We start from the raw sequence: 26822 nt of genomic DNA on the forward strand, positions 1-26822 counted from the left end.
TCTGCAGCCGATTTTTTTATTTTGCAAGGGGCATATTCTGAAATGAAAGAAAGGCAAAATAGTCTAGTCGATAAAACTGTCCTGATTTTTCAAATAGGTGATTTCGTCAAAGGTGATTCGGGTTTGGAGGCGCTGCATGAGGTCGCGACTTAGCTTCCCATCCGTAAAAGCCTGTTGAATGAACTCGTATTCGGCATGAAAGGCTTTAAGAAACATCGCGTACAAAGCATCCCCGTCAAATGACTCGGAATGAACCCGGCGATGACGATCGCGGTAGAACCGCCGAATGGTATTAACCGCACTGCGATTTTGAATTGTTTCGATCCGTTGCAAATATCGCATGACCGCCGTATATCCAGCCTGTTCAATGGGCAAGAGATCTTCACCGTGAGCCGCAAATTGGCGTTTCCAATAGATCGGCTCTAGGTTGAGCGGGGTGGTTAAAAAGGCGTTTTGGGCTTCATTAAACGCTTTATACATCCGGCCCATGTTGAACGAAAAACGAAACCGGAGCCAAAGATTTTTCCAGAGTCGTTGATCCGCTGTGAAATCATTGAGATCAATGAAGCGATTATAATAATGGGCTTCATCGCGAGTAATCGTGCCGTTCATCCGTAAGGTTTCAATGGCACTTTTTTCCGCAGTGATGGTGCCTTCAAAAATCGTTCGTTGCAGCCGCCGCGAAGGATTGTCATTTAAGATCATTTCCTGAGCTAAGGCATCGGCGACAATTTGTGCTTCACTGTGATGTTCGGTCTCATCGCGCATCGCATCAATGCCCGCCGCCAGCATCCGCCGTAACCAGATAAATTGGCGATTGCGTTTTGGCGGTTTAGAAACGCAAAACGGCAGTACGATGACCGGAACGATGAGACTGAGGAGAATCTCAACAGCCGCAATGAGAATGAGTCCTTGGCGCAGGGCAAAATGGTGACCGGCAACTGTTTGCGGAATCGAAAAAGCCAGCGATAAAGTGATGGTTCCATTTGCACCGCCGAGCATCATGATCAACGCATTGCGCCATCGATGTTTCTTGCCCATTTTCAATAACGTCCGACTCCAGATGAAGCGAACAAAGGATTTGGCCACGTAGATGAAAGCACCGATGCCAATGAGCAAGCCGAATAACCCTGCCTGCCCGCGTAATGCCTCAATCACAACATTTGGCAGCGAAACGCCTAACAAAACGAAAACCAGCCCAGAAAGAACGGCAGCAATCATTTCCCACACATTGGCACTGATAATTTGCATGCGGGCACTGGTCAACCGCAAGCGATCACGCTCAACGCCTTGGGCAATCCCTGCAGCCACAACTGCTAAAATACCGGAAAGTGCCAGTTCTTCAGCCAGAAAATAAACCAGTAAAGGCGTCAGCAACTGAATTCCGACCATAATTAATGGCTCATCATCACCAATGCGGATTAGCCAGGCTCTGAGATTGACAATAAAAATACCTGCCAGTGCGCCGAATAAAATACCGCCAAAGAAAACAAACAGGAAGTCGAGTAAAGCGTCAGTGGCCGAGAATTGTCCGGAAATATAGGCCGACAGAGCGAGATCAAACGCTACAATCCCCGCCGCATCGTTGAACAAACTTTCATTATTTAACAACTGCATTTGACTAGTGCTCAACGGATTGGCCTGCGCAACGGCACTGACAGCGGAAGCATCAGTTGGGGTCACAATGGCAATCAAAGCAAATGCCAGACTCAATGGGATGACCGGGAAAAGTGCATGGACGCCGAAGCCTAAGATCACGACCGACACGATCACCAAGCCGACTGCAAGTGACACAATATTCGTCAGTGACCGGCCGATTTGTCCTCGTGAGGCATTTTGACCTTCATTGAAAAGCAGCGGCGCGATGATAGCAAAGGAGAACGCCGATGGATCAATCGTAAAACTACGCAGGGATGGCATAATTGCCAACGCTGCACCAAGACCAATCAAGAAGAATGGCAAAGGAATCTGTGGGACATGGCGAGCAAGCAAATTGCCAACGATAACCGTGGCCAACATGATGCCAAAAATAACGACTTGATTCACAGCGACTCACTTCCTAGCTTGACCGATTCGATCATTTTATTTTAGCACCAAACCGGGGAAAACACTGGTTGCAGGCTTGGAGAGCGTGAACCAGCCTGGTTTCTGGACAGGTGAACGCGTTTGTATCGCCTAGACGGTGCGCAAACGGACATACTGATTAAAAATCGGATTGGATTATTTTTCAGCCTGATGTGTCGATAGTAGCAGTGGGAGCAAAAAAAGTGTCGGGAATATTTCGACACTTAGTAGGATAAGACTATTTTCCTTGACGTTTTTTTAACACGTGGTTCATCTTTCTAGCTGTGATCTGCCAGGAAAGATAAAGCGCCAGCCAGATGAGGACGTAAATGATCAAAAAGGCGATTAGAAAGTTAGGGAGTGCCGATCCGACGAGAAATTGCCAGCCCATGAGATAGTTGGTGCCGATGACAATGGCGAAGGTGCCGATAAAATGAAGGCTATAGGCTACAGGCAGGCTGAGGGATTCATTGTCAAAAATAAGGGCGAGCATCCCGATTAAAGCGCTCATCACAAACAAGCCAGCGATGGTGCGTGGCGTTGGTGGGGTCAGTTGGACCTGTAGCATGAGCGCACCTAGATAAACAGTCGCACCGATCATCATACCGATAACGCTATCCGTGATAAGATCTTTGATGATTTTCATCGGGCACCTCACAATCCTAACAAGCGTTTTAACGCAGGAAGATATTTACGACTGACCGTTAACTTCATGTTATTCGCCATGAAGGCTGTCATGTTCCCGGAAAAAGACGCTTCTAGTGACGTTAAATAATTAATATTCAAAAGACTGCTTTTCGTTACTTGGATAAATGCTTGCGGGTCAAGTTTGGCCAAGACCGTTTTGAGTTGACCGCGACTTTGATAGACTTCTTGACGGGTATGGACGGAAAGCTGATCGCCGTAGACTTCGATAGCCACAATCTCGTTGGTCGGCAAAACAATAACGCGTTCGCCAACGAGTAGGGGTAAGGTTGCGTGGCTGTCGGCGAGTTGCTGAATTTGTTGCAGTATCTGCAAAACAGCTGGTGACAATTGCGCAGCCTTGACGTAAACTTGCAGGTCGTCTGGCTGCATCGTTGCGTCTTGCTTAAACGAAACTTTCATTGACACCCCTCCCGTAAAAAGTGCATGCATGATAGTGAAACGAATCATGGCGGTGTTGCGATAATATTGGAAAAAGCAACCATGATAATCAAATTAATTATACGCGGACAAGCGCTGTTTTTCGACTGACTTTGGCTATCAGAATGATGACCAGTCCGACAAGCAGCGTGAAGCTAGTTAGAATCAGGTAAGTTTGGCTTGATGAAAGCAGGCCATGCAGATCAATTCGGATGCCGAGCATTTTTTCAAAGGTCTGACGCGCCGTTGTCTGGTGAACGGAAAAAGTGGACTCTAGGGGTTGCTGTAGGAGTAACTGCCGGTATATTGCGGCATTGTAGGGAAAAGGCGTCAATTTCATCAAATTTTGCGCGGCAGTTGGAACAGAACCAATGGGAAGATAGACGCCAGCAAAGAAACCAGCTGCGGTTCCAATGATCGTCGAAATGCCGCTCATTGTGGTGACCCGGGACACGAAACTAAGAATCAAAAGGTTGAAAGCCGTCCAGACTAAGCTGCTAAACACGGCAAGGACGATAATCTGGCCGGTCAATTGCCAGAAAATGGCGATGTGGTCTAACCATAAAAAAGCACCAGACATAGTAAAGAACATAAGTAACTGCATGATGGTGCCAATGATCACGGCGCTAATCAGATAGCCCAACTCGATACGTAAATACGAAGCTTGAGTTAATAAATAATCGCTAAGTCGGCCAGTTTCGCGATCAACAATCATCCGCGCGAGACCATTTTGTGTGGTCGTGACAGCGGTGATGGTTAAGGTGCCGCCAATTAACCACGGATCCAGCAATTTTTCGGGATGTGTCAGTGGCCAAAGCGTGCTCATACTTTTCTTGAGAAAGACTAAATACAGTAAAAAGGCAATTAAAGCGCCCAGTACCGAGAAGAAGACCCCGGCGCGGTTGCGAAAGAATAGTAACAAATTGCGTTTGACAAATGCCCACATGTTAACGAATCTCCTTTCCGGTTAAAGCAACAAAAATGGTATTCATATCAGCCGTACGAAACTCAAAGTCAATGAGCTGCGGTTGTATAGTTGTCAGTAATGTGATGGCTGCTTGGGGATGGCTAACCTGCACCCGCACTGTGTCACCATCGATCTGGGCGGGGAGATTCGCTTGGGTTGCGGCTATTTGTACTTGTTGAGGTGCATGCGTGCGAACAATAAGCTGATGTCCGGCATACTGTTGCTTTAGTTGGCCAACAGTGTTCGCGGCGATAATCGTGCCCTGATCAATGACATAGACAAAATCTGCTTGTTCGGTTTCTTCTAAGTAATGTGTCGTCAAAATTACGGTTAACTGTGATTGCGCACGTAAGGAAGCGATGGCGGTCCAAATGGTTTGGCGGGTTTGAATGTCGAGGCCCGTTGTTGGTTCATCTAAAAAAAGGAGATGAGGATGATTGAGCAAGGCGCGCGCAATATCAACACGCCGGCGCTGACCACCAGACAATGTGCCGTAAGCTTGGTTAAGAATTGGCGTCAAATCAAATTGGTCGACCAAGTGATCAAACCAGGCCGGATCAGTTTTGGTATACATTTGCGAACGGATTTCCAAGTTCTCTTTTACAGTCAGCTGCCGATCTAAGCGACTGTCTTGGAAGACAACACCGATTTGTTGCCGATAAGCCGCTTGATTCGGCGTGGCTGTGCCCATTGTGATCTTGCCGCTGCTGGGTTGAATTAATCCCGTCAGCATGCCGATGGTTGTCGACTTGCCTGCACCATTAGGCCCTAAAAAGGCAACCAGTTGGCCAGCTTGGATTTTTAGGCTGATATCATTGACAACGGTTTTGGTACCGTATGTTTTTGTCAGATTCGTTGTTTCGAGAAGGATCATATCTATCACCATTTTTGTTTGATGATTCAAGCATAGCCAGTGCGAGCGAATCCGTCCCGCTGATGCCGATAAGTGGTCAAAATTGCAAGGTGAGTGGTCAGATGCCGACGGTGAATGACAGCGGATATTTAACTTCGTGGACAAAAGGAAAGTGAGCGTAACTGCAATTCGTCATGACAAGAATTTGAAATAAGTTCAATTAATGGGCACCAAAAAAAACGATGCCAGTCCGAAAACACTAGCATCGTTTTAAACATTGTCCAGTTGTTTGAAGTAAAAACAGCACAGCGGCTAACTCGAAATTCGCGTCAGGTGAACAGAAATGCCAAAATTCTTGCATCAACGTAAGGATTCTGGTGCAGACTGCTGTGATAGGCACCAAGCGGCGTTCCGTGATAGATGTAAAGCGTACTTGGAATATTTGCCGCGCGCAAGGCCTTTTCAAAGCGCTTGACGCCAGCGATGCTCACGGCCCAGTCGCCACTTGCACCAAAGATTTGACCGCCGATGACGAGGGTTTGGACTGATTTAGGGAATTGCTGTAATTGAGGTGTGGGGTCACGGTAAAACTCGCTTGCCAATGAAACATACTTCACTACATGCGGCTGAGCATCAGCGTGGTGGGTCGTGAGGTATCTGAAACTGAGGTTGCTGCCCATAGAATGACCGACAAGATTGACTTTGGTGACGTTGTGCTTGGCACGTAGCCAATGTAACAAGGCAGTCAGTTGTCGGGTTTCCTTTTCCGGGGCTTTGGCGTCTTCAAAAATTACATTAACTAACGGATTCTTGCCGGTATACCGGTTAGCGCCGGTTATCGTGCGGTTGCCGGTGGCGCTGATGGTAATGGTCGTCACTTGATTGGAAGCGCGGTCCTGCTTGAAGCGGGTCACCATCGGGCCAAAAGTTAGGCCATTACTGGCATAGCCGGGAACAAACACGGTCACAACAGATGTTTGTCGGTAAGTCTGGGCATGAATCCGACGACTGCCTAGCTGCCACCAAACCCAATAACTCCCTGCCAACAGTAGAAAGAGTATCAAAAGTAAGCGCCATCCCCAGCGGTGCTGACGTGATTGTTTGCGTGTCATGTTGCGACTTACCCCTTTTAACAACGGTATTTAGTCAACCACCGGTGATAGCAGGCACGGCCAGTACCGATTTAGTCAGCCAATTTGGTAAATGTGCTGCGCAGGACCGGACGCTGATAACGCGCTTGAAGCTGCCGATGGTTATCTGCAAAAAGCTGCTGATAACGGTGTAATTGCTGCGTGCCAATGGTAACCGCCGTTTGATCGATAACATACCAAGTAACACCTTCTGTCAGCGGCGGCGTGGTTAAGGAGCCGAGATAGCGATATACCGTCCCTTGTTGCGGAATGAGCTGATCCAGACTAAGGGCAATGGATTGGGTTGAATGGGCGGCAAAATGATCGAGTATTTGCTCAAGCACAACATTGTCAGGACCCAACGGCAAGAGAACCGCAACAACGCATAAGGCACCGATTGCTGACTGATGGACGAAATGCAGTTCGGCAGCGTGTTGATTGGTGATTTGGTGTTCGGCAGGTACATGAATATGGGCCTGCATCAATTGCCACTGATCCTGATCAATTCGGGTGCGACCGGTTCCGGTAAGCCGGATCGTAACCTGGTCATCAATTTCTTGCGTCACCCGCCACGGCGTTTCAATTTTCAACGTTGACGGGTCAGCTGGAGTTGCCGGTAAAAGATTGATGGGCGATTGAAGTTGGCCAAAACCATTCGGCCATTTTTCCTGATGGTGATAATCTAAAAATGCCATGTTCTTTGATTCCTCTCATCACTAGGGGATAACGTTCTTGTTGATTTTAAAAGCCAGATTCAACCGCGGCTGAATCTGGCTTTTGTGTAAACGCGAGCCGACTTTTGCACCGGGGAGCGCGTTGTGGTGAGATGGCTAGTCGAGTAGTTTGACTGCCGTTCCGTATGCGACAACGCTTTGCATATCGCCGCCGATTGATCCGGAATCAAAGCGCATCATCACCACAGCGTCGCCTCCTGCTTTGCGAGCTTCAGTACGCAGGCGATCAATTGCCTTTTCTCGCGATTCATGCAGCATATCGCTGTAGGCTTTGATTTCACCTCCAACAAGGTTCTTCAAGCCAGCGCCGATGTTACTAATCACATTTTTGGACTGAGTGGTTAAACCAAAAACTTCACCAATGATTTCGTAATGTTTCCCGGGAATGTTCTCGGTGGTGGTAATCAAAATTTCCTGAGCCATCATGGGCCTCCTTATGAGTTGCTTGATCGTTACTTATGTACAGCGGACCATGTATCACAGTCTCACCGTGTTTTAGCCTACCACCGGTGTTTGCCGACAACAAGCGAAACGACTTTAACAACGGGCGGCTGCGGTTGGTTATTGATCAAGCTGATTGGCGCGAACAAGCAGGCCCCATTAACCTGTCTGCTTGCTATTGGTCAGGCTGACTTGATGAAACAAGTTGGTGGTTTATTGACGTTGTTTTGTTTGCAGATAGGTACGATAGACGGCTAAAGCGGCATTATCCGGTGAATCAGGAAACATTTTTTCGGGCGCAAGCGATGCCGGTACCCATTCGGCTTCGGAAATTTCAGGTGAAGTGACTAAAGACTGCTTGGAAGTATGACTGATAAAGCCATGCATGAGACTGCTAGTTTTCTTGTACCAATATGTGCCAGCGTAGTCGAGTTGATCCAGATGGATGCCGAGTTCTTCTATAACTTCGCGCTTGGCACTCTCCTCAGCGCTTTCACCCGGCTGCATATAACCTGAGATGATAGAGGCATATTTCTCAGACAAATAAGGCATTTTCACCAATGCAATCTCATCAAATTCATTGACGACCAGCACGAGGACACAATCGGCAAATAATGGAAACCAAAAGCGTTGGCAAGTTTCACAGTAAGGCACATTCCCATCATCGCCTGCCAATTTTGGGATGAGCGCGTGGCCACAGATAGGACAGAATTTAAAAGTCATGAGGGGCTCCTTGGGGTTGAGGAATCGCGGCCTGAAAAGAAGTCGCGACTTAGAAGTGGATAAGATAGAAATAACGACATTATAACCCCTTGTGATGGTTGTTTCTAGTTAGTCCTGTACGGCTGTATCAACCAATAAAAATGGAATCACTTGCAATTCTCTCAATATATAAAAGCCCTGACCTTCTATCTTTTCAGTCAGAGCTTTAGGAGCTGCACAATTGTTATAGCGCGATTTATCTATCCACGCGAATGACAATTCTACCTTCATGCTGCGGATCATCAAGCAACTGGTGCCCTTTGACAAAACCTTCGCGGGTAAATGGCAACACATAGCCGACCTGAACGTTGAGCTTGTTTTGTGCCATCAAATCAATGAGCAGTTGCAAAGCTTTGCCTACCTCGGATCCGCCAAGTGGCCGGGTATGAATAAAACGAATGCCTCTGCTGAGTAAAGGTTCTGTGTGACTAACGGAAACGATCAGTCCGTTGTCTTTGGTCATAGCGACATCATCATCGCCACCAAGCCCGTTCATAGCAGCGTTAATCACGACATCGGCAGTCTGGCGCAGTTGGGTGACGGGATTACCCTGATCGTAAGCGACAAAGTGTTCAACGCCAAGCCGCTCAACCGCGACTTCATGACGGCTGCTGGCAATGCCGATGACCGAGGCCCCGCGCGCAACGGCGAGTTGAATTGCTGCCGAGCCCACCCCGCCAGAGGCACCTTTAACAATAACAGTATCACCAGCTTTAACATTGCCCAGTTCCACCATGCGGTAACCGGTGACACCAGGGGTAATGACCGCTACGCCTTTTTCCGGAGTAATCGAAGCTGGTAACAAGACGCTCATGTCAGCTGCGGCAGTGACGATTTCTGCATAGGCACTGGTTGTTCGCGCCACCACGCGATCGCCCACTTTAAACCGAGAAACATTGCTCCCGATCGAACTGACGGTACCGGCAACATCGTATCCCGGTACTGTCAAGCCACTGCCGCCTAGTTGCCGCGCCATGCGATCACGGTTATTGAGACCGATTGCGCTAGTCTTAATTTGAATTTCATGAGGTCCCGGTTGTGGTGTCGGCAAGTCAATCGCATCAATCACTTCCGGCCCGCCTGCATGACTAAATCCGTATCCGATCATCATGATTCCCCCATCATGCCATGTTAAACTAGCGGCATTGTAACCATGATGCGAGGAAAAAACAATTAAAGTGACTTGGTGTGCTAAATATCACCCGTTACCTTCAAATCAAATCGCCATCAGTGGCTGATACGTTATTCAGCGGTCACTGATCATTTTGATGTGGTCGGGGATCAAAGCCATGTAGCTGGCCTTTGAACTCATCCGGAAACGAGCTAACCGGCGTATGTTGTTCCCAGCTGGCTGCGACTTCTTCGTCAACCGGTTCGGCATGCTCACTGTAGTCTAGTCCCATTTTTTCAGCGGCTGGCGATACGCGGATGGCAACAAACTGGGTAAGGATACTCGTAATAATCGTGACCATGGCAGCGACCAAAGCAATCACGATAATGGTTCCGGCTAGCTGAATCAGCAGCAGATGCCAGCCGCCGCCATATGCGAGTCCGGCGTGGGCAATGCCTGGAGCCACCGTTTTACTGGCAAAAACACCGGTCAGGACACTACCGACGATCCCGGAAACACCATGACAGCCAAAAGCGTCTAATGTGTCATCAATACCGAGTCGTGGCTTGATTTTGCTGATGAACCAGTAACTGGCTAACGTTGATGCCACACCGATGCAAACCGCACCAAAACTGGTCACGTAGCCGGTTGCCGGCGTGATTCCGACCAGTCCGCATAAAGCGCCGGTACAAGTGCCTATTAAGGTTGGATGGCCTGTTTGCCAAATATCAAGGATCATCCAGGTGACTAAGGCTGCTGCGGCGCCAACCGATGTGGTCAAAGCCGCCGTCATTGCCGCCTGATTGACCCCCAGCGCCGACCCGGCATTAAAGCCATACCAACCGATCCAAAGAATGGCTGTTCCTAGCAACACCCACGGCCGATTGTAAGGCACCGTATGCTCATCCGCGCGCCGGCCAAGAAAGGCAGACAAGGTCAGTGCCGTAATCCCGGCGTTAATATGAATGACGGTTCCACCGGCAAAATCAAGCACGCCAAGCCCAGCCAACAAGCCATCCGGACTCCAAATTAAATGTACAAGCGGGTAATAAACCAATAGGGACCACAGGACAATAAACCAAGTCAAGAACTTAAAATGCATGCGGCCAACAACCGCACCGACAAACAGAGCCGGCGTGATGATAGCAAACATCATTTGAAAGAGAATGTAAACGCCGGTTGGAATCCTAGCCACCGTTGCCGTACCAAGCGAGACGCCGCTAAGAAAGAGATGCTGTACCTGGCCAATCACCCCGAAAAGATTACCATTGAAGCTCAATTCATAACCCACGGCCACCCACAGTAAAATCGCAATCCCGGTAATGTAGAAGACTGACAGCATGGTATTAATGACGTTGCGCTTAGAGACGAGGCCTCCATAGAAAAAAGCAAGTCCCGGGGTCATAAACCAAACCAGAACGCTTGCAATGATCACAAATCCTGTATCGGCTAAATTCATCTGTGCCACCTCATTCATCTTGAATGGCGGTATTGTAGCACGGGTTTTGCCGGCTACGGCGTAAGTGCTGGCTTTATTGATCTAGACCGAATGCGTTATCGTGGTGACAAGACTTGATTTAAAAGGATTTATGGCACGGCAAAAAAATATTTTGAACGTCAGCTTATATGACATGAATGCTTGACGATGATTTGGAATTTGATGTTTTTTACTGATTGGTCCACATGAAAAACAGCTAGTCATGTCAACATTAAAAAAGCCTCAACAACAAATTTGTCGTTAAGGCAGAGGCTGAGCATCCAATCGTCATCAGCGTTTAACCTGATGGCGGTATCGTGCTAAATTATAGTTCCCCGTCAGCAATTTTCCCCAATACGGATTTAGACGGGATGAAGAAGAGTTCGCCTGTTAACGGGGTTGAAAAGTCCAATAGCCGGTCGGATTTTTCGAACATCCCTTGCAACATCCGTTTGGTGACGGTCCAATGGCGGGCATAGCCGATAAAGTAGGTGCCGTTGATCTTTTCAGCCGGGTTGCTGAAGGGCACGTTCATGCGGACAATTTTATGTTCCACGCCGCCGTCATTATCCTGAGAAACCACGTTATGTGAGTTCGCCAGTTTGGCTTCGTCGTCTAGTTCAAGATCGTTAAATTTCTTACGGCCAATCGCTTTTTCCTGATCTTCGGTTGACAGGTCGTTCCATGCGTCTAGATTATGCTGATACTTCTGGGCAAACGCATAGGAGCCATTTTCAAATGCCGGGTCTTCATCGCCAATGACGGCATATTCCGGCGTGTCTAAGGCGCTTGGATTCTCGGTGCCATCGACGAAACCGATAATGGCCCGTCCTTCAAAGTAGCGGAAGCCGTGGGTCTCATCGAGGGTTACCGTATTGGCTTCAATAATGGCCATAATCTCGCTCATTAGTTCGAACGGTACGGCCGAGTTTTGCGAGCGGATATGGAAGAATAAATCAGCCGGTGTTGCGACGGCTGTGTATTTTGGCCCAACGATAGATTGAAAATTTTCCAATTCCTTTGGTCGTGCGGCTTCGGGAAAAAGATAGTCCCATGCCTTGCGCGACAACCCGAAAGCGACTGCTAATTTTGCCTCGGGGTAACGAATATTCATGCTGTTGATAAAAGCTGGCAGATGCTCCGCCAAGTCGGCAATCATTGCCTTGTCACTAGCGGGGTCTTCTCGTTTTAGATCAAACGTGGCAAAGATAATGTCTGAGCCTGCATCCTTGTAAACATCTTGAACGTCCCGTAAATCAATGGTCATATTTCCGCCTCCAAACTAGAATCATTCTAACCTAGAAACAGTTTAGCATAGCCGTGCCGGAATGCAATCCTTTTCATCGCCGGTTCTGCTAATATATTAGATGAAAAAACGCGTTCGTTGCATGCGACTGTTGAGGGCGCACGTGAGGTGTTAGAAGGGGTTGTTATCAGTGTGGCTGGAAGGCTTCATGAGCCGCATGTGTTTTAATTGTAAGCTGTCCTTTTACGTAATTTTCATCAAATCGACATAGCTAGGTGGTAAAGTAATCATAAAGGTTGTGATTTTTAACGATGACAGTACTGAATCAGGTTGAATTAGTCGTCCGGTTGTTGGTCGCGGCATTTTGCGGTTTTGCCATTGGTTATGAACGCAAAAACCGCTTCAAAAACGCCGGCATTCGGACACATATGATTGTGGCGCTAGGTTCTGCGTTGATTATGATCGTATCTAAATACGGTTTCTTTGATATTTTAAATTTGAAAAATATGGCACTGGATCCATCCCGGGTGGCAGCGCAAATTGTCAGTGGGGTCAGTTTTCTGGGTGCCGGTGCGATTTTAGTGCGGCACAATAATGTCAATGGCTTAACCACGGCCGCTGGTGTCTGGACGACGGCTGCAGTGGGGATGGCAATCGGCGCCAAGCTTTATATTATCGGCTTGTCCGCGACTGTTTTGGTTCTGTGTATTCAGGTGTTGCTGCATCATCATTATCGGTGGTTACCAGGTGGCGATAATGGCATTTTGACCATTCGCATTCGTAATGAAGGGTTCGATATGGAACACATGCGACAAACACTGGGTAAGTATCACATTAAGGTCCTAAACGTTTCGATTAAACATGAAGGCGATGAAGTCAAGATGACGTTGCATGTTGAAAGTAAAGCCAATGAGGATATGCGACGTTTGTTGACGTTTTATGCAGATAATCCCAACATTATTTCAATTGAGTTTTAAGCTGCTTAATTGATCTGACTGGTTCCATCGCTGTAATTGAGGGTGACACCAGGCTGGACATTGAAGATATACACATTAAAGCGAATCGTGTTATCGCCAATACTTTGCGCCCGCATGGCCACACCGCGGGCTAGGCGTTCATCGCCGCGAAAAATCGGGGTGACTTCATAGCGGACAAAGTGTTGAGGGGATTGTTTGAGATAATGCGCAATGTCATCTTCATGCGCCTGCATTAAAGGTGAGTTGAGTTGACGTGTGCCTGTCATCAGATTTTTGGGATTGTTATTCTCGCCGGATAACTGAAAACCGATCAAATGACTGCGGTTATAGAGCCATTCACCATGAACCTTCTTGTTATGCCAGCCAGTCGGATTCCAAGTCAAAGGCTCGCGTTTTACTTTGGGCATGATGCTTTGGTTTAAAAGGGCATTCGCGGTACCGACACGGTTTAAAGAATCCAAGTCGCTAAAACGCGTCCATGGTCCGTTACTGGTCGTCAATTCGGATTGCGTAAAACCGGGATCATTATTGTTGATTGTGATTTCCGGCTGACCGTTTTCGGTAAGTTGTGCTAATTGCTTAACCGGTTGCTGCGACGTGCCGGTTTTAGCGGTTGATGTGCTACTACTGCTACTACTAGTTAAAGCTGGCAGCCAATTGGTTTGCGGGTGTTGTTGCGTATAAGTGTAGCCGCCACTCGCAATGCCAACTAACAAAAGGGTGATTGCAAGTTTACGGTTGGCGCGGCGTTGGCGTTTGGTGCCATTGCGTAATAAAAGCAGCGTTATGCCAGCAAGGATCAGCATCAATGTGACTAAGTTGTTCATAGGTTCCTCCAGATGGCGACTGTCGTGGAAAAGATATGGTTTGAGGTTAACACAAGTCTGACTTTGCGGGGCAGGGTGTTTTTCGGTGGATTTGGTAATTTGTTCATTCGATTATTAGATTACGCAAAAGAAAAGGTAAAAAGCGGGTGACACCGTGTCACCGCTTGAATTCTTAGGTTGTAGATGTTCTGGTTCACACTTTAAAGGTGTTTATAATTGCAGGTACCTGCGTGTAAGGACCTTAAGTGCGATGGCCAAAGCTCTGGTCGTCACGTCTGAGGCCACTTATGTTCTAGTTTATGCCCATAACGCGCTCACCGGCGCAGGGATCTGCGTGTAAGGACCTCGAACGCGATGGCCAAGAGCGGGTCATCACGTCTGAGGCCGCTAATGTTCTGGTTTACGCCCATAACGCGCTCACCGGCGCAGGGACCTGCATGTAAGGACCTTGGGCGCAATGGCCAAAAACCGGCCATCACGCCCAAGGCCGCTTACACTCCGGTCCCTAAGCGCGCCGGTTCGCGCTCACGTTCTAAAACGCGTTCACAGTCGCAGAAATCTACGTGTAAGGACCTCCAGGCTAAATGGCCAAAGACCAGCCATTTAGCCTGGAGGCCACTTACACTCCGATTTCTAAGCGCTCCTGTTCACGCTCTACATTTGTGAATCCCCTCAATATCTGCTAATATATGTAGAAATCTTTTAAGCGAGGTATGAAATTGCTCACAGTAAATAATGTTTCGATGACGTTCTCGGATAGGAAACTTTACGAAGACGTTAATTTGAAATTTACCCCTGGCAATTGCTATGGCATTATTGGTGCCAATGGGGCGGGGAAATCGACTTTTCTCAAGATTCTTGAAGGCGAATTAACACCGACAACCGGGACCGTGAGTTTGTCGCCGAATGAGCGGATGAGTAGCCTGAAGCAGGATCACTTTGCCTTTGATGATCAAACGGTGATGAATACGGTTTTGCAAGGGTGGGAACGCTTGTATCAAGTGATGACCGAAAAAGATGCCTTGTATGCCAAGCCGGACTTTTCTGAAGCGGATGGTAATAAGGCAGCCGAACTGGAAGGCGAGTTTGCGGAAATGGACGGTTGGAATGCCGAAAGTGATGCCTCGCAGCTTTTGCAGTCTTTGGGGATTAGCGAAAGTGAACACCAGAAGCTCATGGCTGATTTGCCCGAAGGTGAGAAGGTCAAGGTTTTGCTCGCCCAAGCGCTTTTCGGTAAGCCGGATGTGTTGTTGCTGGACGAACCGACAAACGGACTTGACCCGCAGGCGATTAGCTGGCTGGAAGACTTTTTGGCTGACTATGAACACACCGTTTTAGTGGTTTCCCATGACCGGCATTTCCTGAATGCGGTTTGTACCATGATGTGTGATGTCGATTTTGGCAAGATTGAATTGTATGTCGGTAATTATGACTTCTGGAAGCAGAGCTCGGAATTGGCCTTGCAACTGCAAAGTCAGGCCAATGCCAAAAAAGAAGAGCAGATTAAACAGCTGCAAGAATTCGTTGCCCGTTTTTCAGCGAATGCGTCTAAATCCAAGCAAGCCACATCGCGCAAGAAGCAACTTGAAAAAATTACATTGGACGATATCCGTCCCAGCTCGCGTAAGTATCCGTATATCAAGTTTGAACCTGAACGCGCCATCGGTAACGACTTATTACGAGTGGAAAATGTTTCCAAGACGATTGATGGCCAGCCGGTGTTGCAAAATGTGAGCTTCATTTTGCGCCCCGGTGACAAAACCGGCATTATTAGCCGCAATGACGTGACGGCCACCGTTTTAATGCAGTTGCTGGCTGGCGAATTGGAGCCGGACAGCGGAACGATTAACTGGGGTGTGACGACCAGTCGAGCCGCAATGCCTAAAGACCTGAATCCGGAGTTTGACCATCCGGAACTCAACATTTTGGATTGGTTGCGTCAGTTTGCCCCGCAAGAAGAACAGGACAACACTTTCCTGCGCGGTTTTCTGGGGCGGATGCTTTTCTCCGGTGATGAAGTACTCAAGCAGCTTAACGTTTTATCTGGCGGCGAAAAGGTACGATCATACCTGGCCAAAATGATGTTGAGTAAAGCCAATGTGCTCATTATGGACGATCCCACGAATCATCTTGATTTGGAAAGTATTACGAGTCTGAATGACGCGTTGATTGATTTCACCGGCTCCTTGATCTTTACCAGTCACGATCATCAATTTATTCAAACGATCGCTGACCATATTATTGAAGTCGGGCCGCTGGGTGTAGTTGACCGCGCCGACACAAGTTACGACGAATTCATGCAACACGAAACTGCCCAGGCGCAGGTGGCGGCGATTTATCCGGCATCTGAGCATTAAGTGTAATTGTTAATGAAAAGCATTGTTGCTCCCGGGTGGAGAGACAATGCTTTTTGTTTTTTCTGCAATGGTGAGGGATAATGTAAGCAACTTTATCCGGTAAACGTCTGGTATCGCTGCATCAAAGGGCAAAAGGAAGGAATTCAACATGACACAACCAGTCATGATTTTATTAGGTGTTGGGGGTTTCGTTGTTGCAGTTGTGCTGCTCAACCTTATCTTAACGGGGCAACGACAACTGAGGCTTAAACGCGATCTGATTGCGAATTGGGGCAAGCTGCCGGTTAAACGTGGTGGCAGTGAGCGCTATTTAAAAGCGGCGTACCTTGATCATGAAGCGCAGGTTAACCATGATTGTCAGATTGATGATTTAACCTGGCAGGATCTCGATATGTTTGACGTGTTTAAACAACTGAATGCGACTCAGAGCAGTGTCGGTGCCGAGCGGGTTTATGCACAATTGCGAGCCTATAATTTAGGCAAGCCCGATGTCAATGAAGCGTTGATCAGCTTTTTCCAGACCCATGCAGAAGAACGGCTCAAAGTGCAGCTGGCATTTGCCGGACTGGGGGAAGATGTTGCTAACAACAGCCAGCATTATTTACGCACCACGACTCAGTCTGCTTTGCCGCATGCTTGGCGGTTTAAAGTGTTAGGCAGTTTGCCGCTGGTCGGCTTGGTGCTGGCGCTGGTACTTCCGGCTGTTGGCGTGAGCATCATCGTCTTGAGTTTGATGGTGAATCTTTTCTATTATGTTTTGAAGCGTGAAGCCTTGGACGCTGAAGTAACGGCGATGGGCTACTTAGTACGAACGATTGTTACCGTGGAACATTTGGTCAAAATTCAGCAGCCCACTCAGGATGCTTTGCGTGCTGCCGTTCGACCGATGCGGGGGATTACCCGGTTGGCGTTTGTGTTTCGCTCGCGGGATAACAGCTCAAGCGACATGATCACCGAGTATTTTAGCAGCATGTTTATGTTGGGCTTTATTGCTTATAATAATGTGTTGACGCGGTTATATCACAACCATGACGAGGCCTTGACTTTGTGGCAGGCGTTGGGCGATTTGGAGTTAGCGATTGCGATTGCCAATTTTCGGACGGCTCATTCGCAAAGCAGCCAGCCGGCGTTTGCAGCAGGCGGCATGACGGCCACGAAAATCGTGCATCCGCTATTGAAACACCCAGTTGCCAATCCGGTAGCGTGGAACAAAAATGCCTTGATTACCGGAGCCAACGCGTCAGGGAAATCGACATACGTTAAAAGCATAGCGGTGAATGCCATTTTGGCGCAGACGATTAATACGGTTTTAGCTGAAAAGTTGACGATGCAGCCGGGATTGGTGATGACAGCCATGGCGGTTCGGGATGATCTCAGTGAAGGCGATAGTTATTTTGTCGCGGAAATTAAAGCGATTCACCGGTTGTTAAGGGCAGTGGCGTCAAACAAGCGGGTTTATGGGTTTATTGACGAGATCCTAAAAGGCACCAATACAGTCGAACGTATTGCCGCCTCAGCCAGTGTCATCAACTGGTTAAGCCATTATCCGAGTTTGGTCGTGGTTGCCACGCACGACAATGAACTAACCGACATCATGGGGGATCAGTGCATCAATTGGCATTTTCAGGAAAAAGTGACCCAAAAAGATGGCGTCGTATTTGATTACTTACTGCATCAAGGACCGGCCACTTCCCATAATGCGATTGCGTTGTTGGCAACAATGGCCTATCCTGAGCCGCTGATTAAAGATGCGCGTCAACTCGCCGCGGATTTCGAACGCAACAAAGCATGGCCCAAATATCGGCAAGGAGGGATTCAAGCGTGACAACGGCCGACAAGATTTTTGAAGCAATTCGGCAGGATCCGGCTAATGCAACCTTTACGGCTCAAGGTTGGGATCCGTTATATCACATCGAACCTGACGCAACGATTTTGATCGCAAGCCAGGCGCCGGGACGCAAAGCCCAGACAACCAAAACCTATTGGAATGATCCAAGCGGTGATCGTCTGCGGACATGGATGGGCGTTACCAAAGATCAGTTTTATCACAGCGGTAAAATTGCCGTTTTACCATTAGACTTTTACTACCCGGGAAAAGGTAAGTCCGGAGATTTACCGCCGCGCAAAGATTTCGCCGCAAAATGGCATCCGTCCTTGTTAGCGTTAATGCCCCATATTCAGCTGACCATTGTTATTGGTGCCTATGCGCAAAAATATTACTTAGGCAAGCGCCGGGAAAAAACGTTAACGGCAACGGTTAAAAACTTTCGGGCTTACTTACCGACGTATTTTCCGATTGTCCATCCCTCGCCACTTAACTATGGTTGGGTCAATCGCAATCCATGGTTTATGGCTGAAGTTGTGCCTGCTTTACAGGAACGAGTGGCACGACTAATGAAGTAGGGTTCAACCATAACGCGTTTACCGATACTTAATCGTGCCAGTTCATGCTCACTTTCTATAACGCGTTCCCCAGCGCAGACTTCTAACCGCGCCGGCTCACGCTCAATAAAAAACCGCCATTCGTTTTTATTAACGAATTGGCGGTTTTTACATTGTGAGTTTTTAGAGACAGGTTACGGCAAAACCGTGAAGATCAAGGCACCAACAACGCCGCCTGCCAGGGGTCCTAATATCGGTACCCAAGCATAAGGCCAGTCGGAATCGCCTTTGTGTGCGATTGGCAAAATGGCGTGGGCGAGGCGTGGTCCCAAGTCTCGTGCCGGGTTAATGGCATAACCCGTCGTCCCGCCAAGCGATAGGCCGATAGCGGTGATTAGGATGCCGACACCGATTGGATTCAGTCCATCTGTCCATTTTCCCTTTGTAAAGGCCAAAAGTCCGAAGATCAAAACAGCCGTGCCGATGAATTCGGATATGAAGTTGGCCGCATAATTGCGAATCGCGGGGCCGGTTGCAAAAACGCCTAACGTTGTCGCAGGATCGTTGGTCGCTTCCCAGTGCGGATAGTAATGCAACCACACAACTGCCGCTCCCAGTAAAGCGCCGAGCATTTGCGCACCGACAAATGGCATGACCCAAGCCCATGGAAATTGACCGATGGCAGCAAACGCAAGCGTCACGGCCGGGTTAAGGTGGGCTGGACCGAGAAATGCCGCGGCATAAACGCCCATCGTCACGGCTAAGCCCCACCCGAGTGTGATAGCAATCCAGCCAGCACCATTCGCTTTGGATTTATTCAGCGATACGCCGGCAACGACACCATCGCCAAGCAGTACCAGGATGAAGGTACCGATGAATTCACCTAATGTTTGTGTCCACATATGGCTACCTCTTTCTACGCAGGATTGGTTGATGCTGGCGTCTTCTTCAAGTCTGCTAATTGGCTTTCACGGATAGCCTGATTAAGATCAGCCAATTGTTGGGCTTTAGTCGCGTCATCCCAACCCAATAAGCGTGCCATTTCATCAACGACTGGCTGTTTAAGCTCGTTAAGGGTCTCGGCATGGAAGAGAATTGCATTGGTCCGCCGCAATAGGTAATCCACTGGTGTCAAGGTCATTTCCTCGTTGATCGAATAGCGCAGGCTCATGGTTTCCTTAAGGCTGAGTCCAGGAGCCGCCTGCCCATCTGTGTAGGTGACAACCCGGCTGACATTTGAACCGAAGCGATTGGCCAAGTCGGCAGCATCTTTTTCCGGCAAGCCGGCATCGATGCCAATCCGCGTGTAAAAAGCAATCGTATCGTCAACGTTGGTCGGGTCAAAATGCCCACCTGAAACCTGGAGCTTTTTGGAATCAACGGTCCGTGTTTCGGTTGCAAAATGTTCAGCCAACAAGCGGCGGATCAAAGCAAGCGCGCCCGCTGCCATTTTTCGATAATCCGTGATTTTCCCACCGGACAAGGTGATCATGCCATCATCGGCTTGGCGAAGTGAGCTGCCGCGTGAAACTTGTGATGGGCTCAAAGCAGCTTCGGCGTGGGCTGTTTCTAGTCTGGAGATCGCATGTTCAACGTCAGCGCGGGTAGCCTGGTTGTCTTCGTAATCATCAACGACACGGATTAACGCTTCAAAGGAATCATCCGAAACTTTACCGGTGTTCGCACCGCCGCCGTTGTAATCGGAGCTGCCGTTGTTGGCAATCAGCGGTCGCAATCCTGCCCAGCTCGCTTCGATATCGTCAAGCGTGATATGGCTTTGCGGATAGCGCTTGTTGATGACTTTCAAGAGATAATCGACATCGGCTTGTTCGACTTGCGGATGGTTGAAGTCGCCGTGGTAATCGGTATCGGTGGTGCCGAAGTAAGTCTTGCCTTCCCGTGGCACCACGAAGAACATCCGGCCGTCGTTCAAGCCAGTATCCATATACGTTGGCTGTGGTACCGGCAGTCGAGAACCATCGACAACCAAGTGAACCCCTTTCGTTGGCCGCAATGTTGGGGTTTGATCTTCGGCTTGATCCAACGCCTTGAACTTGTCAGACCAAGGTCCGGTCGTATTGATCACGAGTTTGGCATGAATGTCGAAAACGCTGCCATCCAAAAGATCCTTAACCTGTAAGCCATTAACCTGACCGGCATCATCATGCAAAACGCCAATGGCTTGAACCCGACTAGCCATCAGTCCGCCTAATTCTGCTGCTTCTTTGATGTTTTCAATAACAAGCCGGGCATCGTTGTTGACAAAGTCGAGGTACACGCCGCCGCCTTGGAGGCCATCAGCGGCTAAATGCGGTTCGCGTTGCAGAATTTCATCTTTGGTGACGGTGTAGTTGGCGTACTGGGAACCTTCAACGTTTGCCAGACGATCATAGAGATCCATGGCGATTTTGATACTGAACATATCAAAAGTACTGCCGGCTTCCTGATAAACTGGCAACAACATCGGGAATGGACGCGGAATGTGAGGCGCAATTCCTTGAACTACGGCACGTTCTTTAACGGTATCGGCGACAACGCCGACATCAAAAGTCTTGAGGTAACGAATGCCGCCATGAACCAGCTTGGTCGAGCGGGAACTGGTTCCTTCCGCGAAATCCTGCATTTCAATCAAGCCGGTTTTCAAACCGCTTGCGGCTGCCTGAATTGCTACGCCGGCACCGGTAATACCACCGCCAACAATGAGTAAGTCGAGTTCGGTCTGCTTCAATTGATCAATCGTCTGGGTGCGGGTTTCTTTTGAAAATGCCATTTTGAGTAGGCTCCTTTTTAAATAAGATAAATGATGGCGCAATAAGATCGTGCTTTAGAATGAATTAGTCTTGCTTGGAGGTGTGCTTGTACTGTTGGGTGGCGGCAACGGCTTGTTTCCAGCCTTCGTAAAGTGATTCCCGGTCTGATACGTCCATGGTCGGTTCAAAGCGCTTACCGACCTTGACGATACTTTGGAGTTCATCGGTGCTGTTCCAGAATCCGGTTGCTAGCCCGGCAAAGAAGGCGGCACCCATGGCAGTGGTCTCAAGGTTGGCGGCGCGTTCAATCGGAATACCAAGGATGTCAGCCTGAAACTGCATGAGGTAATCGTTATTAGCAGCCCCGCCATCAACGCGCAGAGCTGGAATCGGCATGCCGGTATCCTTGTTCATCGTGTCGACAACATCACGGGATTGATAAGCAAGCGATTGTAACGTTGCCTTGATGAAGTCTTCCCGAGTTGTTCCACGGGTAATTCCGAAAATAGCGCCACGTGCATCCGAATCCCAGTAAGGAGCACCTAAGCCAGTAAAGGCAGGGACGACATAGACCTCGTTTTGACTCTTGGATGCTCGTGCGGCAGCTTCGGAGTCGCTTGAACGCTCAATCAGTTTCATGGCATCACGTAACCATTGAATGGCGCTGCCAGCCACAAAGACCGAACCTTCCAAGGCATAAGTGATCTTGCCGTTAAGTCCGTAGCCAATAGTGGTTAGCAGATTATGATTCGACAAGGTTGGCTTATCGCCGGTATTCATGACGATAAAGGCACCGGTACCATACGTGTTTTTGACCATTCCCGGTTCGATAGCCAGCTGTCCGAATAATGCTGCTTGCTGATCCCCGACCATACCGGCAATGGGAACGGTACTGCCGAAGAAATGATAGGCTGCTGCATCCCCATAAATTTCTGAATTGCTGCGAACTTCCGGCAGCATTTGCTTGGGGATGTTGAGAATCCGTAAGATCTCATCATCCCAATCCAACTTGTGGATATTGAAGAGCATGGTTCGTGAAGCATTGGTGTAGTCGGTGACATGAATGGCACCGCCAGAAAGCTTCCATGATAGCCAAGTGTCAATGGTGCCAAAAAGCAATTCACCATTTTCAGCCCGTTCCTGCGCTCCTGGTACATGATCCAGAATCCAGCGAATTTTGGTAGCAGAGAAGTAGGAATCAATTAGCAAACCGGTGGCATCGTGAACTAGATCAGCATAGCCATCCGCTTTAAGTTGATCAGCAATGTCGCTGGTTTGACGGGATTGCCAAACAATGGCGTTGTAAATGGGCAGCCCAGTTTGCTTATCCCACACGACCGTTGTTTCCCGCTGATTCGTAATGCCGATCCCAACAATTTGGCGCGGCTGAATATGCGATTCGATAAACGCTGTGGCAATCGTGGATAACGCAGCATTCCAGATTTCATTTGCGTTATGTTCAACCCAACCAGGATGTGGAAAATACTGTGGAAATTCGCGCTGGGCATCAGCAACTTTTTGCCCATTGTGATCGATGATGATGGTACGCGTGCTGGTTGTTCCTTCATCAATCGCCAGAATATACTGCTGTTCGTTTGTCACGGTTAACTACCTCCAGTAAAATATGATTGCGCACAATGAAAACGTTTTCTAAAATAGTTATACATGACTTTGCTGCTGATTGCAAGTAGTACACTTATATAGATCATAAGTTATTTTAACTATAAGGTGAATATTTAAAAGCGTGAATATATAGACCTAGCCCAAACCCGCGGAAATACGGGCTCAAAACCAGTTTCTCACCTCAACTAGTCCGGCTGAATTAATTTTTTTAATTCAAGAATACGTTCAAAAATTTGAATTTCCTGGCGCCGATCAGCCGGGGAAAATCGGTGCATCGTGCTGTCGGGACGGTTGACTTTGGTGTAGAGAATGGTTGGGTTGTAGGCATACATGCCGGGCGTATGGGCAACGAAGTCAGCAGTAAAGTAGTAATCTTCCGCAATTTGTAATCGTTCATCATATCGAATATGCCCGGCATTTAAGCTGGCACGAGGGAAAGCCTTATTCCAAATATAACCGCCAATTTCGGTACCGTGATGCGAGACCTGTTCAAACATTGCCGCTTGTGATAGCAATTGAAATTGATCAGGGCCGCCGCGGTTACGCTGCCACCAGTCATAGCCGACAGCTGTTGCGACAACGCCGGGGGTAAATCCGCGTAGCAAGGTCGCAGCAAAAGTCGGTGCAATCAGATCATCACCATCGACAAACGCAAGGAACCGCCCAGTCGCATGGTCAATACCAAAATTGCGTGCGGCGCCGATACCTTGGTGATGGGAAAAGGCGGTTGCGTGATAATTGGGGATGCCATTTACAAACGCGGCGGCGGTTTCAGCAGTTTCATCGGTTGAAGCATCATCGATTAACCAAAGTTCCACGTCGATGGTTTGTTGCTGGATGCGCTTTAAAGTCGCTGGAAGATACCGGCCTAAGTTATAGGTGGGGACAATAATGGTTAAATCAGGAATTGCCATGATGACCTCCTTGAAAAAGATGTGCTGTTACGGTCAATATTTTGTCCGGATTGTTAACAGCTTGCTCATTCGTCTCGATCATTATCGTCTGATTTAGGAAGGCGTCAATTAAAATGCTTGGCGCGGATGGGGGGTACGATTCAGCCACAAAAATTGCGAGGTGAAAACAGCAGTTACAGTATTGTTGTTATTTTATCTATGAATGTGCTTGTCTATATGGCAAGTGAACTTTTAAAACGATTATGCAAAAACGTCTGTGAAAATTCAGAAAGTAAATCAAATAAAACGTTTACATTTTGTTTATATATGGTACAATTTGTTTGTTGATAGGAATATTCATTGTGGATTGTGACTATTCAATTAGGCGAGACCACAAATCATGACGCTGAGAGTAGCGCGTGATTTGTGGTTTTTTCTATGTCTGGGTGAGGAGATGATGAGATGCCGAAAATCGATCAGATCTTTAACAATAACGTGGCGTTGGTTGAGCTAGACAACCATAGTCAAGCGGTTGTTAAGGGACGGGGGATCGCGTTTCAAAAGAAGCGTGGCGATGTGATTCCGGCTAAACAAATTGAAAAAATTTTCTACCTTGCAAGTGAAACTTCCCGCCAGAATCTGTACTTTTTACTTCGCAATATTCCGATCGACGTGGTGACGACCACTTATGAAATTATTGACGTTGCGCAAAAGCAATTTCACCTTAAGGTACTTGACTATATTTACATTACGTTAAGCGATCATATTTACGAAGCCTATAAACGTTATCAGAATGGAACGTATCAAGAGACGATGGTGCCGGATTTTCATATTCAGTATCCTGCAGAGTATGCCGTAGCTAACCAAGCGTTGCAGATCATTGCAGCTAACCTTGGCGTAGCATTTCCACCTTCCGAAGTGAAAAATCTTGCCTTGCATTTCATCAATGCCAGCGGTGAAGACGACAACGAGCAGGCCTTTGATAAGAATAATGAGGCGTCATTAAGTCAACTGGTGCAACGCGTTTTGAAGCGGCATCGCATTACGAGATCGCAAACTAACGGCAATTATTATGATCGCTTCATGATTCACTTACAGTATCTGATTGACCGACTGCAGCGTGTTAATACGGATGCTGTTGCCATTGTGCCCGAGGTGGCCAATGAATTAGAGCAAAATTATCCGCGGTCTTATCAGATTGCTTCGGAAATTTTTGATGAGATTAAGGATCAGCTTTATCGCAACATGAGTGAAGACGAACGCTTATACTTTATCATTCATATTCAGCGGCTAATTAACGAAGCGCCTGCCCACGATCAAAAACAGGGCAAAAAATCATAACGCGTTTGCTGGCTTGGAGGGCAGCATACGCTCACGGGAGGAAAGTATCATGAATAAGGTTTTCGATAAGCTAAAGCCGATTTTTGAAGCGATTGCGGCGAATAAGTATGTGTCCGCAATCCGTGATGGCTTTATTGCCTGTATGCCGATCATCATCTTCTCCAGTATCTTCATGATGATCGCTTATGTTCCTAATGCTTGGGGGTTTTACTGGCCTAAGAATGTGACCGATACCCTGATGATTGCTTACAACTACTCAATGGGATTGTTGGCATTATTTGTTGCCGGTACGACTGCAAAGAATTTAACCGACAGCAAGAATCTGGAATTACCCAAGACAAACCAGATCAATCCGGTTGCGGTCATTGTTGCTTCGGAAATCGCCTTTGTCATTTTATCGATTTTACCGCTTAAAACCGGGGTCGATTTAACCTACATGGGCACTCAGGGCTTGATCTGCGCTTATATCGTCGGCTTAATTGTGCCTAATATTTACTACGTTTGTATTAAAAACAACGTCACGATTAAGTTGCCGCCACAGGTTCCAGGCAATATCTCCCAGTCATTTAAAGATTTAATTCCAATGGGGCTATCTGTTAGTGCTTTTTGGCTCTTTGGCGTTGGGTTTAAAGCAGCAACGGGAACGATCCTGCCGCGCTGGATTATTCAAGTGTTGTCGCCACTCTTCCAGGCCAGTGATTCTTATCTGGGGTTAGCGTTGATTGCCGGCGCGATGGCATTCTTCTGGTTCTGTGGGGTTCAGGGGCCTTCAATTGTCCAGCCGGCTGTTGTTCCGATCATGATTGCCAATACAGCGGCCAATCTCCAGCAATATCAAGCCGGACAGCATGTTTCACATGTGTTGGCGATGAACACGATGGATTATGTTATGAATTTTGGCGGTACGGGATCGACTCTGGTTGTCGCGTTCGTGATGCTGTTTGCGGCGCGTTCGGCACAATTAAAAGCAGTCGGGAAAGCGGCTTTTATCCCGGGAACATTTTCTGTTAACGAGCCGGTACTTTTCGGGATGCCGATTATTATGAATCCGATGTTTTTCATTCCGTTTTTGGCAACGCCGATCGTGAATGTTTGCCTGTTTAAGTTCTTTGTCAGTGTGTTAGGCATGAATAGCATGATCTACACCATGCCGTGGACGGTACCGGCACCCATCGGGATCTTAGTTTCAACCGGTTTTGCTCCACTGGCATTTGTCTTTGTATTGTTGACACTTGTGTTAGACGTCCTTATCTACTTCCCGTTTATTCGCGTGTACGATCGAACGCTTTTAGCCGAAGAAAAAGCTAAAGAAGATGTGATTGAAGGACAGGATACGGCGGTTTTGGCTGCCGATACGGTTGCACCACAAACGGCTGAGGTTCAGGTCGAAGCATCCGAAATGGCTGATGAAAAACCAGCGGCAGCGCATGATGAGAGTTTCTTCAAAAATAATGAAATTGACGTTCTGGTGCTTTGTGCCGGTGGTGGAACCAGTGGCATCTTAGCCAATGCGCTAAACAAGCTGTCTAAGGAGCGGGGGTTGAAGTTGTCCGCCGCGGCTCGGGCTTATGGACAGGATATGGACTTGATCAAAGATATGAGTATGGTCATTCTGGCGCCACAAATGGAAAGTATGAAGGATAATTTGAAAAAGATTACCGATAAATATGGCGTTAAGTTGGTTACAACCACTGGCCGCCAGTACATTGAACTGACAAACAACGGCGATATGGCACTGGATTTTGTTGAGTCCAATCTTTAG

23 protein-coding genes are annotated in these 26822 nt (G+C 48.0%); 6 read left to right on the forward strand and 17 right to left on the reverse strand.

The window, feature by feature from the left end; genetic code table 11:
* Positions 1-63: 63 nt before the first annotated feature.
* The 12 genes from EL173_RS03055 to EL173_RS03115 form a co-directional block, all read right to left on the reverse strand.
* A complete protein-coding gene (locus EL173_RS03055; RefSeq protein WP_005691762.1) occupies positions 64-2046 on the reverse strand; it encodes a cation:proton antiporter in 1983 nt (660 codons plus the stop codon).
* Between the two features lie 256 nt (positions 2047-2302).
* Complete coding sequence (locus tag EL173_RS03060; RefSeq protein ID WP_005691764.1) at positions 2303-2710, reverse strand: DUF3021 domain-containing protein; 408 nt, start codon at positions 2708-2710, stop codon at positions 2303-2305.
* A gap of 8 nt (positions 2711-2718) precedes the next feature.
* Complete coding sequence (locus EL173_RS03065) at positions 2719-3171, reverse strand: LytTR family DNA-binding domain-containing protein (protein ID WP_014571155.1); 453 nt, start codon at positions 3169-3171, stop codon at positions 2719-2721.
* Positions 3172-3268: 97 nt separating this feature from the next.
* Positions 3269-4135, reverse strand: coding sequence for an ABC transporter permease (locus tag EL173_RS03070; RefSeq protein ID WP_005691766.1), 867 nt, complete (start codon positions 4133-4135; stop codon positions 3269-3271).
* Between the two features lies 1 nt (position 4136).
* Entirely contained in the window at positions 4137-5030 is an 894-nt protein-coding gene (locus EL173_RS03075; RefSeq protein ID WP_014571156.1) for an ABC transporter ATP-binding protein, read from the reverse strand.
* Between the two features lie 308 nt (positions 5031-5338).
* On the reverse strand, positions 5339-6121 hold the full coding sequence (locus EL173_RS03080; RefSeq protein ID WP_005691770.1) for an alpha/beta fold hydrolase: 783 nt from the start codon (positions 6119-6121) through the stop codon (positions 5339-5341).
* Positions 6122-6192: 71 nt separating this feature from the next.
* Entirely contained in the window at positions 6193-6834 is a 642-nt protein-coding gene (locus EL173_RS03085) for a carbonic anhydrase family protein (RefSeq protein WP_005691772.1), read from the reverse strand.
* Between the two features lie 135 nt (positions 6835-6969).
* Positions 6970-7296 (reverse strand): heavy metal-binding domain-containing protein, encoded by a 327-nt coding sequence (locus EL173_RS03090; protein ID WP_005704915.1) that lies wholly within the window; start codon positions 7294-7296, stop codon positions 6970-6972.
* 231 nt (positions 7297-7527) lie between these two features.
* On the reverse strand, positions 7528-8037 hold the full coding sequence (locus EL173_RS03100) for an NAD(+) diphosphatase (RefSeq protein ID WP_005691778.1): 510 nt from the start codon (positions 8035-8037) through the stop codon (positions 7528-7530).
* Between the two features lie 235 nt (positions 8038-8272).
* Entirely contained in the window at positions 8273-9184 is a 912-nt protein-coding gene (locus EL173_RS03105; protein WP_014571157.1) for a quinone oxidoreductase family protein, read from the reverse strand.
* 145 nt (positions 9185-9329) lie between these two features.
* The gene (locus tag EL173_RS03110) at positions 9330-10646 is read right to left on the reverse strand and encodes an ammonium transporter (RefSeq protein WP_014571158.1); all 1317 of its coding nucleotides are present in this window, start codon (positions 10644-10646) and stop codon (positions 9330-9332) included.
* Positions 10647-10989: 343 nt separating this feature from the next.
* Positions 10990-11931 carry a Dyp-type peroxidase gene (locus EL173_RS03115; protein WP_005691784.1) on the reverse strand — a complete coding sequence of 314 codons (942 nt, stop codon included), beginning with the start codon at positions 11929-11931 and terminating at the stop codon, positions 10990-10992.
* Positions 11932-12221: 290 nt separating this feature from the next.
* On the opposite strand from EL173_RS03115, the gene EL173_RS03120 reads away from it, so the two are divergent.
* Positions 12222-12887: an MgtC/SapB family protein gene (locus EL173_RS03120; protein ID WP_005684160.1), complete on the forward strand. Its 666-nt coding sequence runs from the start codon at positions 12222-12224 to the stop codon at positions 12885-12887.
* Between the two features lie 5 nt (positions 12888-12892).
* Here the strand turns inward: EL173_RS03120 and EL173_RS03125 are convergent, their stop codons facing one another.
* Positions 12893-13714: a DNA/RNA non-specific endonuclease gene (locus tag EL173_RS03125; RefSeq protein ID WP_005691786.1), complete on the reverse strand. Its 822-nt coding sequence runs from the start codon at positions 13712-13714 to the stop codon at positions 12893-12895.
* A 719-nt stretch (positions 13715-14433) separates the two neighbouring features.
* Here EL173_RS03125 and EL173_RS03135 point away from each other — a divergent pair.
* From EL173_RS03135 to EL173_RS03145, 3 genes are all read left to right on the forward strand, one after another.
* Positions 14434-16071, forward strand: a complete 1638-nt coding sequence (locus tag EL173_RS03135) for an ABC-F family ATP-binding cassette domain-containing protein (protein ID WP_024305796.1) — start codon at positions 14434-14436, stop codon at positions 16069-16071.
* Positions 16072-16219: 148 nt separating this feature from the next.
* On the forward strand, positions 16220-17896 hold the full coding sequence (locus EL173_RS03140) for a MutS-related protein (RefSeq protein WP_019728344.1): 1677 nt from the start codon (positions 16220-16222) through the stop codon (positions 17894-17896).
* Positions 17893-18474, forward strand: a complete 582-nt coding sequence (locus EL173_RS03145; protein ID WP_005691797.1) for a uracil-DNA glycosylase family protein — start codon at positions 17893-17895, stop codon at positions 18472-18474. The genes EL173_RS03140 and EL173_RS03145 overlap by 4 nt, the downstream gene beginning before the upstream one ends.
* 173 nt (positions 18475-18647) lie before the next feature.
* Here EL173_RS03145 and EL173_RS03150 read toward each other — a convergent pair whose 3' ends face one another.
* From EL173_RS03150 to EL173_RS03165, 4 genes are all read right to left on the reverse strand, one after another.
* Positions 18648-19355: an MIP/aquaporin family protein gene (locus EL173_RS03150; RefSeq protein ID WP_005691800.1), complete on the reverse strand. Its 708-nt coding sequence runs from the start codon at positions 19353-19355 to the stop codon at positions 18648-18650.
* 14 nt (positions 19356-19369) lie between these two features.
* A complete protein-coding gene (glpO, locus tag EL173_RS03155; protein ID WP_005691802.1) occupies positions 19370-21223 on the reverse strand; it encodes a type 1 glycerol-3-phosphate oxidase in 1854 nt (617 codons plus the stop codon).
* A 64-nt stretch (positions 21224-21287) separates the two neighbouring features.
* Positions 21288-22805: a glycerol kinase GlpK gene (glpK, locus tag EL173_RS03160; RefSeq protein WP_015764267.1), complete on the reverse strand. Its 1518-nt coding sequence runs from the start codon at positions 22803-22805 to the stop codon at positions 21288-21290.
* 206 nt (positions 22806-23011) lie between these two features.
* A complete protein-coding gene (locus tag EL173_RS03165; RefSeq protein WP_005691806.1) occupies positions 23012-23740 on the reverse strand; it encodes a glycosyltransferase family 2 protein in 729 nt (242 codons plus the stop codon).
* A gap of 441 nt (positions 23741-24181) precedes the next feature.
* Here EL173_RS03165 and lacT point away from each other — a divergent pair, with 441 nt between their 5' ends.
* Both lacT and EL173_RS03180 read left to right on the forward strand, forming a co-directional pair.
* Positions 24182-25060 carry a transcription antiterminator LacT gene (lacT, locus tag EL173_RS03175; protein ID WP_005684149.1) on the forward strand — a complete coding sequence of 293 codons (879 nt, stop codon included), beginning with the start codon at positions 24182-24184 and terminating at the stop codon, positions 25058-25060.
* A gap of 49 nt (positions 25061-25109) precedes the next feature.
* Positions 25110-26822, forward strand: a complete 1713-nt coding sequence (locus tag EL173_RS03180; RefSeq protein ID WP_005691812.1) for a lactose-specific PTS transporter subunit EIIC — start codon at positions 25110-25112, stop codon at positions 26820-26822.

Source organism: Lacticaseibacillus rhamnosus, from assembly GCF_900636965.1.
GTDB classification, from domain to species: Bacteria; Bacillota; Bacilli; order Lactobacillales; family Lactobacillaceae; genus Lacticaseibacillus; species Lacticaseibacillus rhamnosus.

Coding starts and splice junctions, on each gene's coding strand:
- EL173_RS03090 (WP_005704915.1), bottom strand. CDS start 7,296: ATGGCTCAGGAAATTTTGATTACCACCACCGAGAACATTCCCGGGAAA.
- EL173_RS03060 (WP_005691764.1), bottom strand. CDS start 2,710: ATGAAAATCATCAAAGATCTTATCACGGATAGCGTTATCGGTATGATG.
- EL173_RS03070 (WP_005691766.1), bottom strand. CDS start 4,135: ATGTGGGCATTTGTCAAACGCAATTTGTTACTATTCTTTCGCAACCGC.
- EL173_RS03115 (WP_005691784.1), bottom strand. CDS start 11,931: ATGACCATTGATTTACGGGACGTTCAAGATGTTTACAAGGATGCAGGC.
- EL173_RS03140 (WP_019728344.1), top strand. CDS start 16,220: ATGACACAACCAGTCATGATTTTATTAGGTGTTGGGGGTTTCGTTGTT.
- EL173_RS03165 (WP_005691806.1), bottom strand. CDS start 23,740: ATGGCAATTCCTGATTTAACCATTATTGTCCCCACCTATAACTTAGGC.
- EL173_RS03110 (WP_014571158.1), bottom strand. CDS start 10,646: ATGAATTTAGCCGATACAGGATTTGTGATCATTGCAAGCGTTCTGGTT.
- EL173_RS03105 (WP_014571157.1), bottom strand. CDS start 9,184: ATGATCGGATACGGATTTAGTCATGCAGGCGGGCCGGAAGTGATTGAT.
- EL173_RS03120 (WP_005684160.1), top strand. CDS start 12,222: ATGACAGTACTGAATCAGGTTGAATTAGTCGTCCGGTTGTTGGTCGCG.
- EL173_RS03085 (WP_005691772.1), bottom strand. CDS start 6,834: ATGGCATTTTTAGATTATCACCATCAGGAAAAATGGCCGAATGGTTTT.
- EL173_RS03080 (WP_005691770.1), bottom strand. CDS start 6,121: ATGACACGCAAACAATCACGTCAGCACCGCTGGGGATGGCGCTTACTT.
- EL173_RS03075 (WP_014571156.1), bottom strand. CDS start 5,030: ATGATCCTTCTCGAAACAACGAATCTGACAAAAACATACGGTACCAAA.
- EL173_RS03065 (WP_014571155.1), bottom strand. CDS start 3,171: ATGAAAGTTTCGTTTAAGCAAGACGCAACGATGCAGCCAGACGACCTG.
- EL173_RS03100 (WP_005691778.1), bottom strand. CDS start 8,037: ATGACTTTTAAATTCTGTCCTATCTGTGGCCACGCGCTCATCCCAAAA.
- glpO (WP_005691802.1), bottom strand. CDS start 21,223: ATGGCATTTTCAAAAGAAACCCGCACCCAGACGATTGATCAATTGAAG.
- EL173_RS03150 (WP_005691800.1), bottom strand. CDS start 19,355: ATGTGGACACAAACATTAGGTGAATTCATCGGTACCTTCATCCTGGTA.
- EL173_RS03180 (WP_005691812.1), top strand. CDS start 25,110: ATGAATAAGGTTTTCGATAAGCTAAAGCCGATTTTTGAAGCGATTGCG.
- EL173_RS03125 (WP_005691786.1), bottom strand. CDS start 13,714: ATGAACAACTTAGTCACATTGATGCTGATCCTTGCTGGCATAACGCTG.
- lacT (WP_005684149.1), top strand. CDS start 24,182: ATGCCGAAAATCGATCAGATCTTTAACAATAACGTGGCGTTGGTTGAG.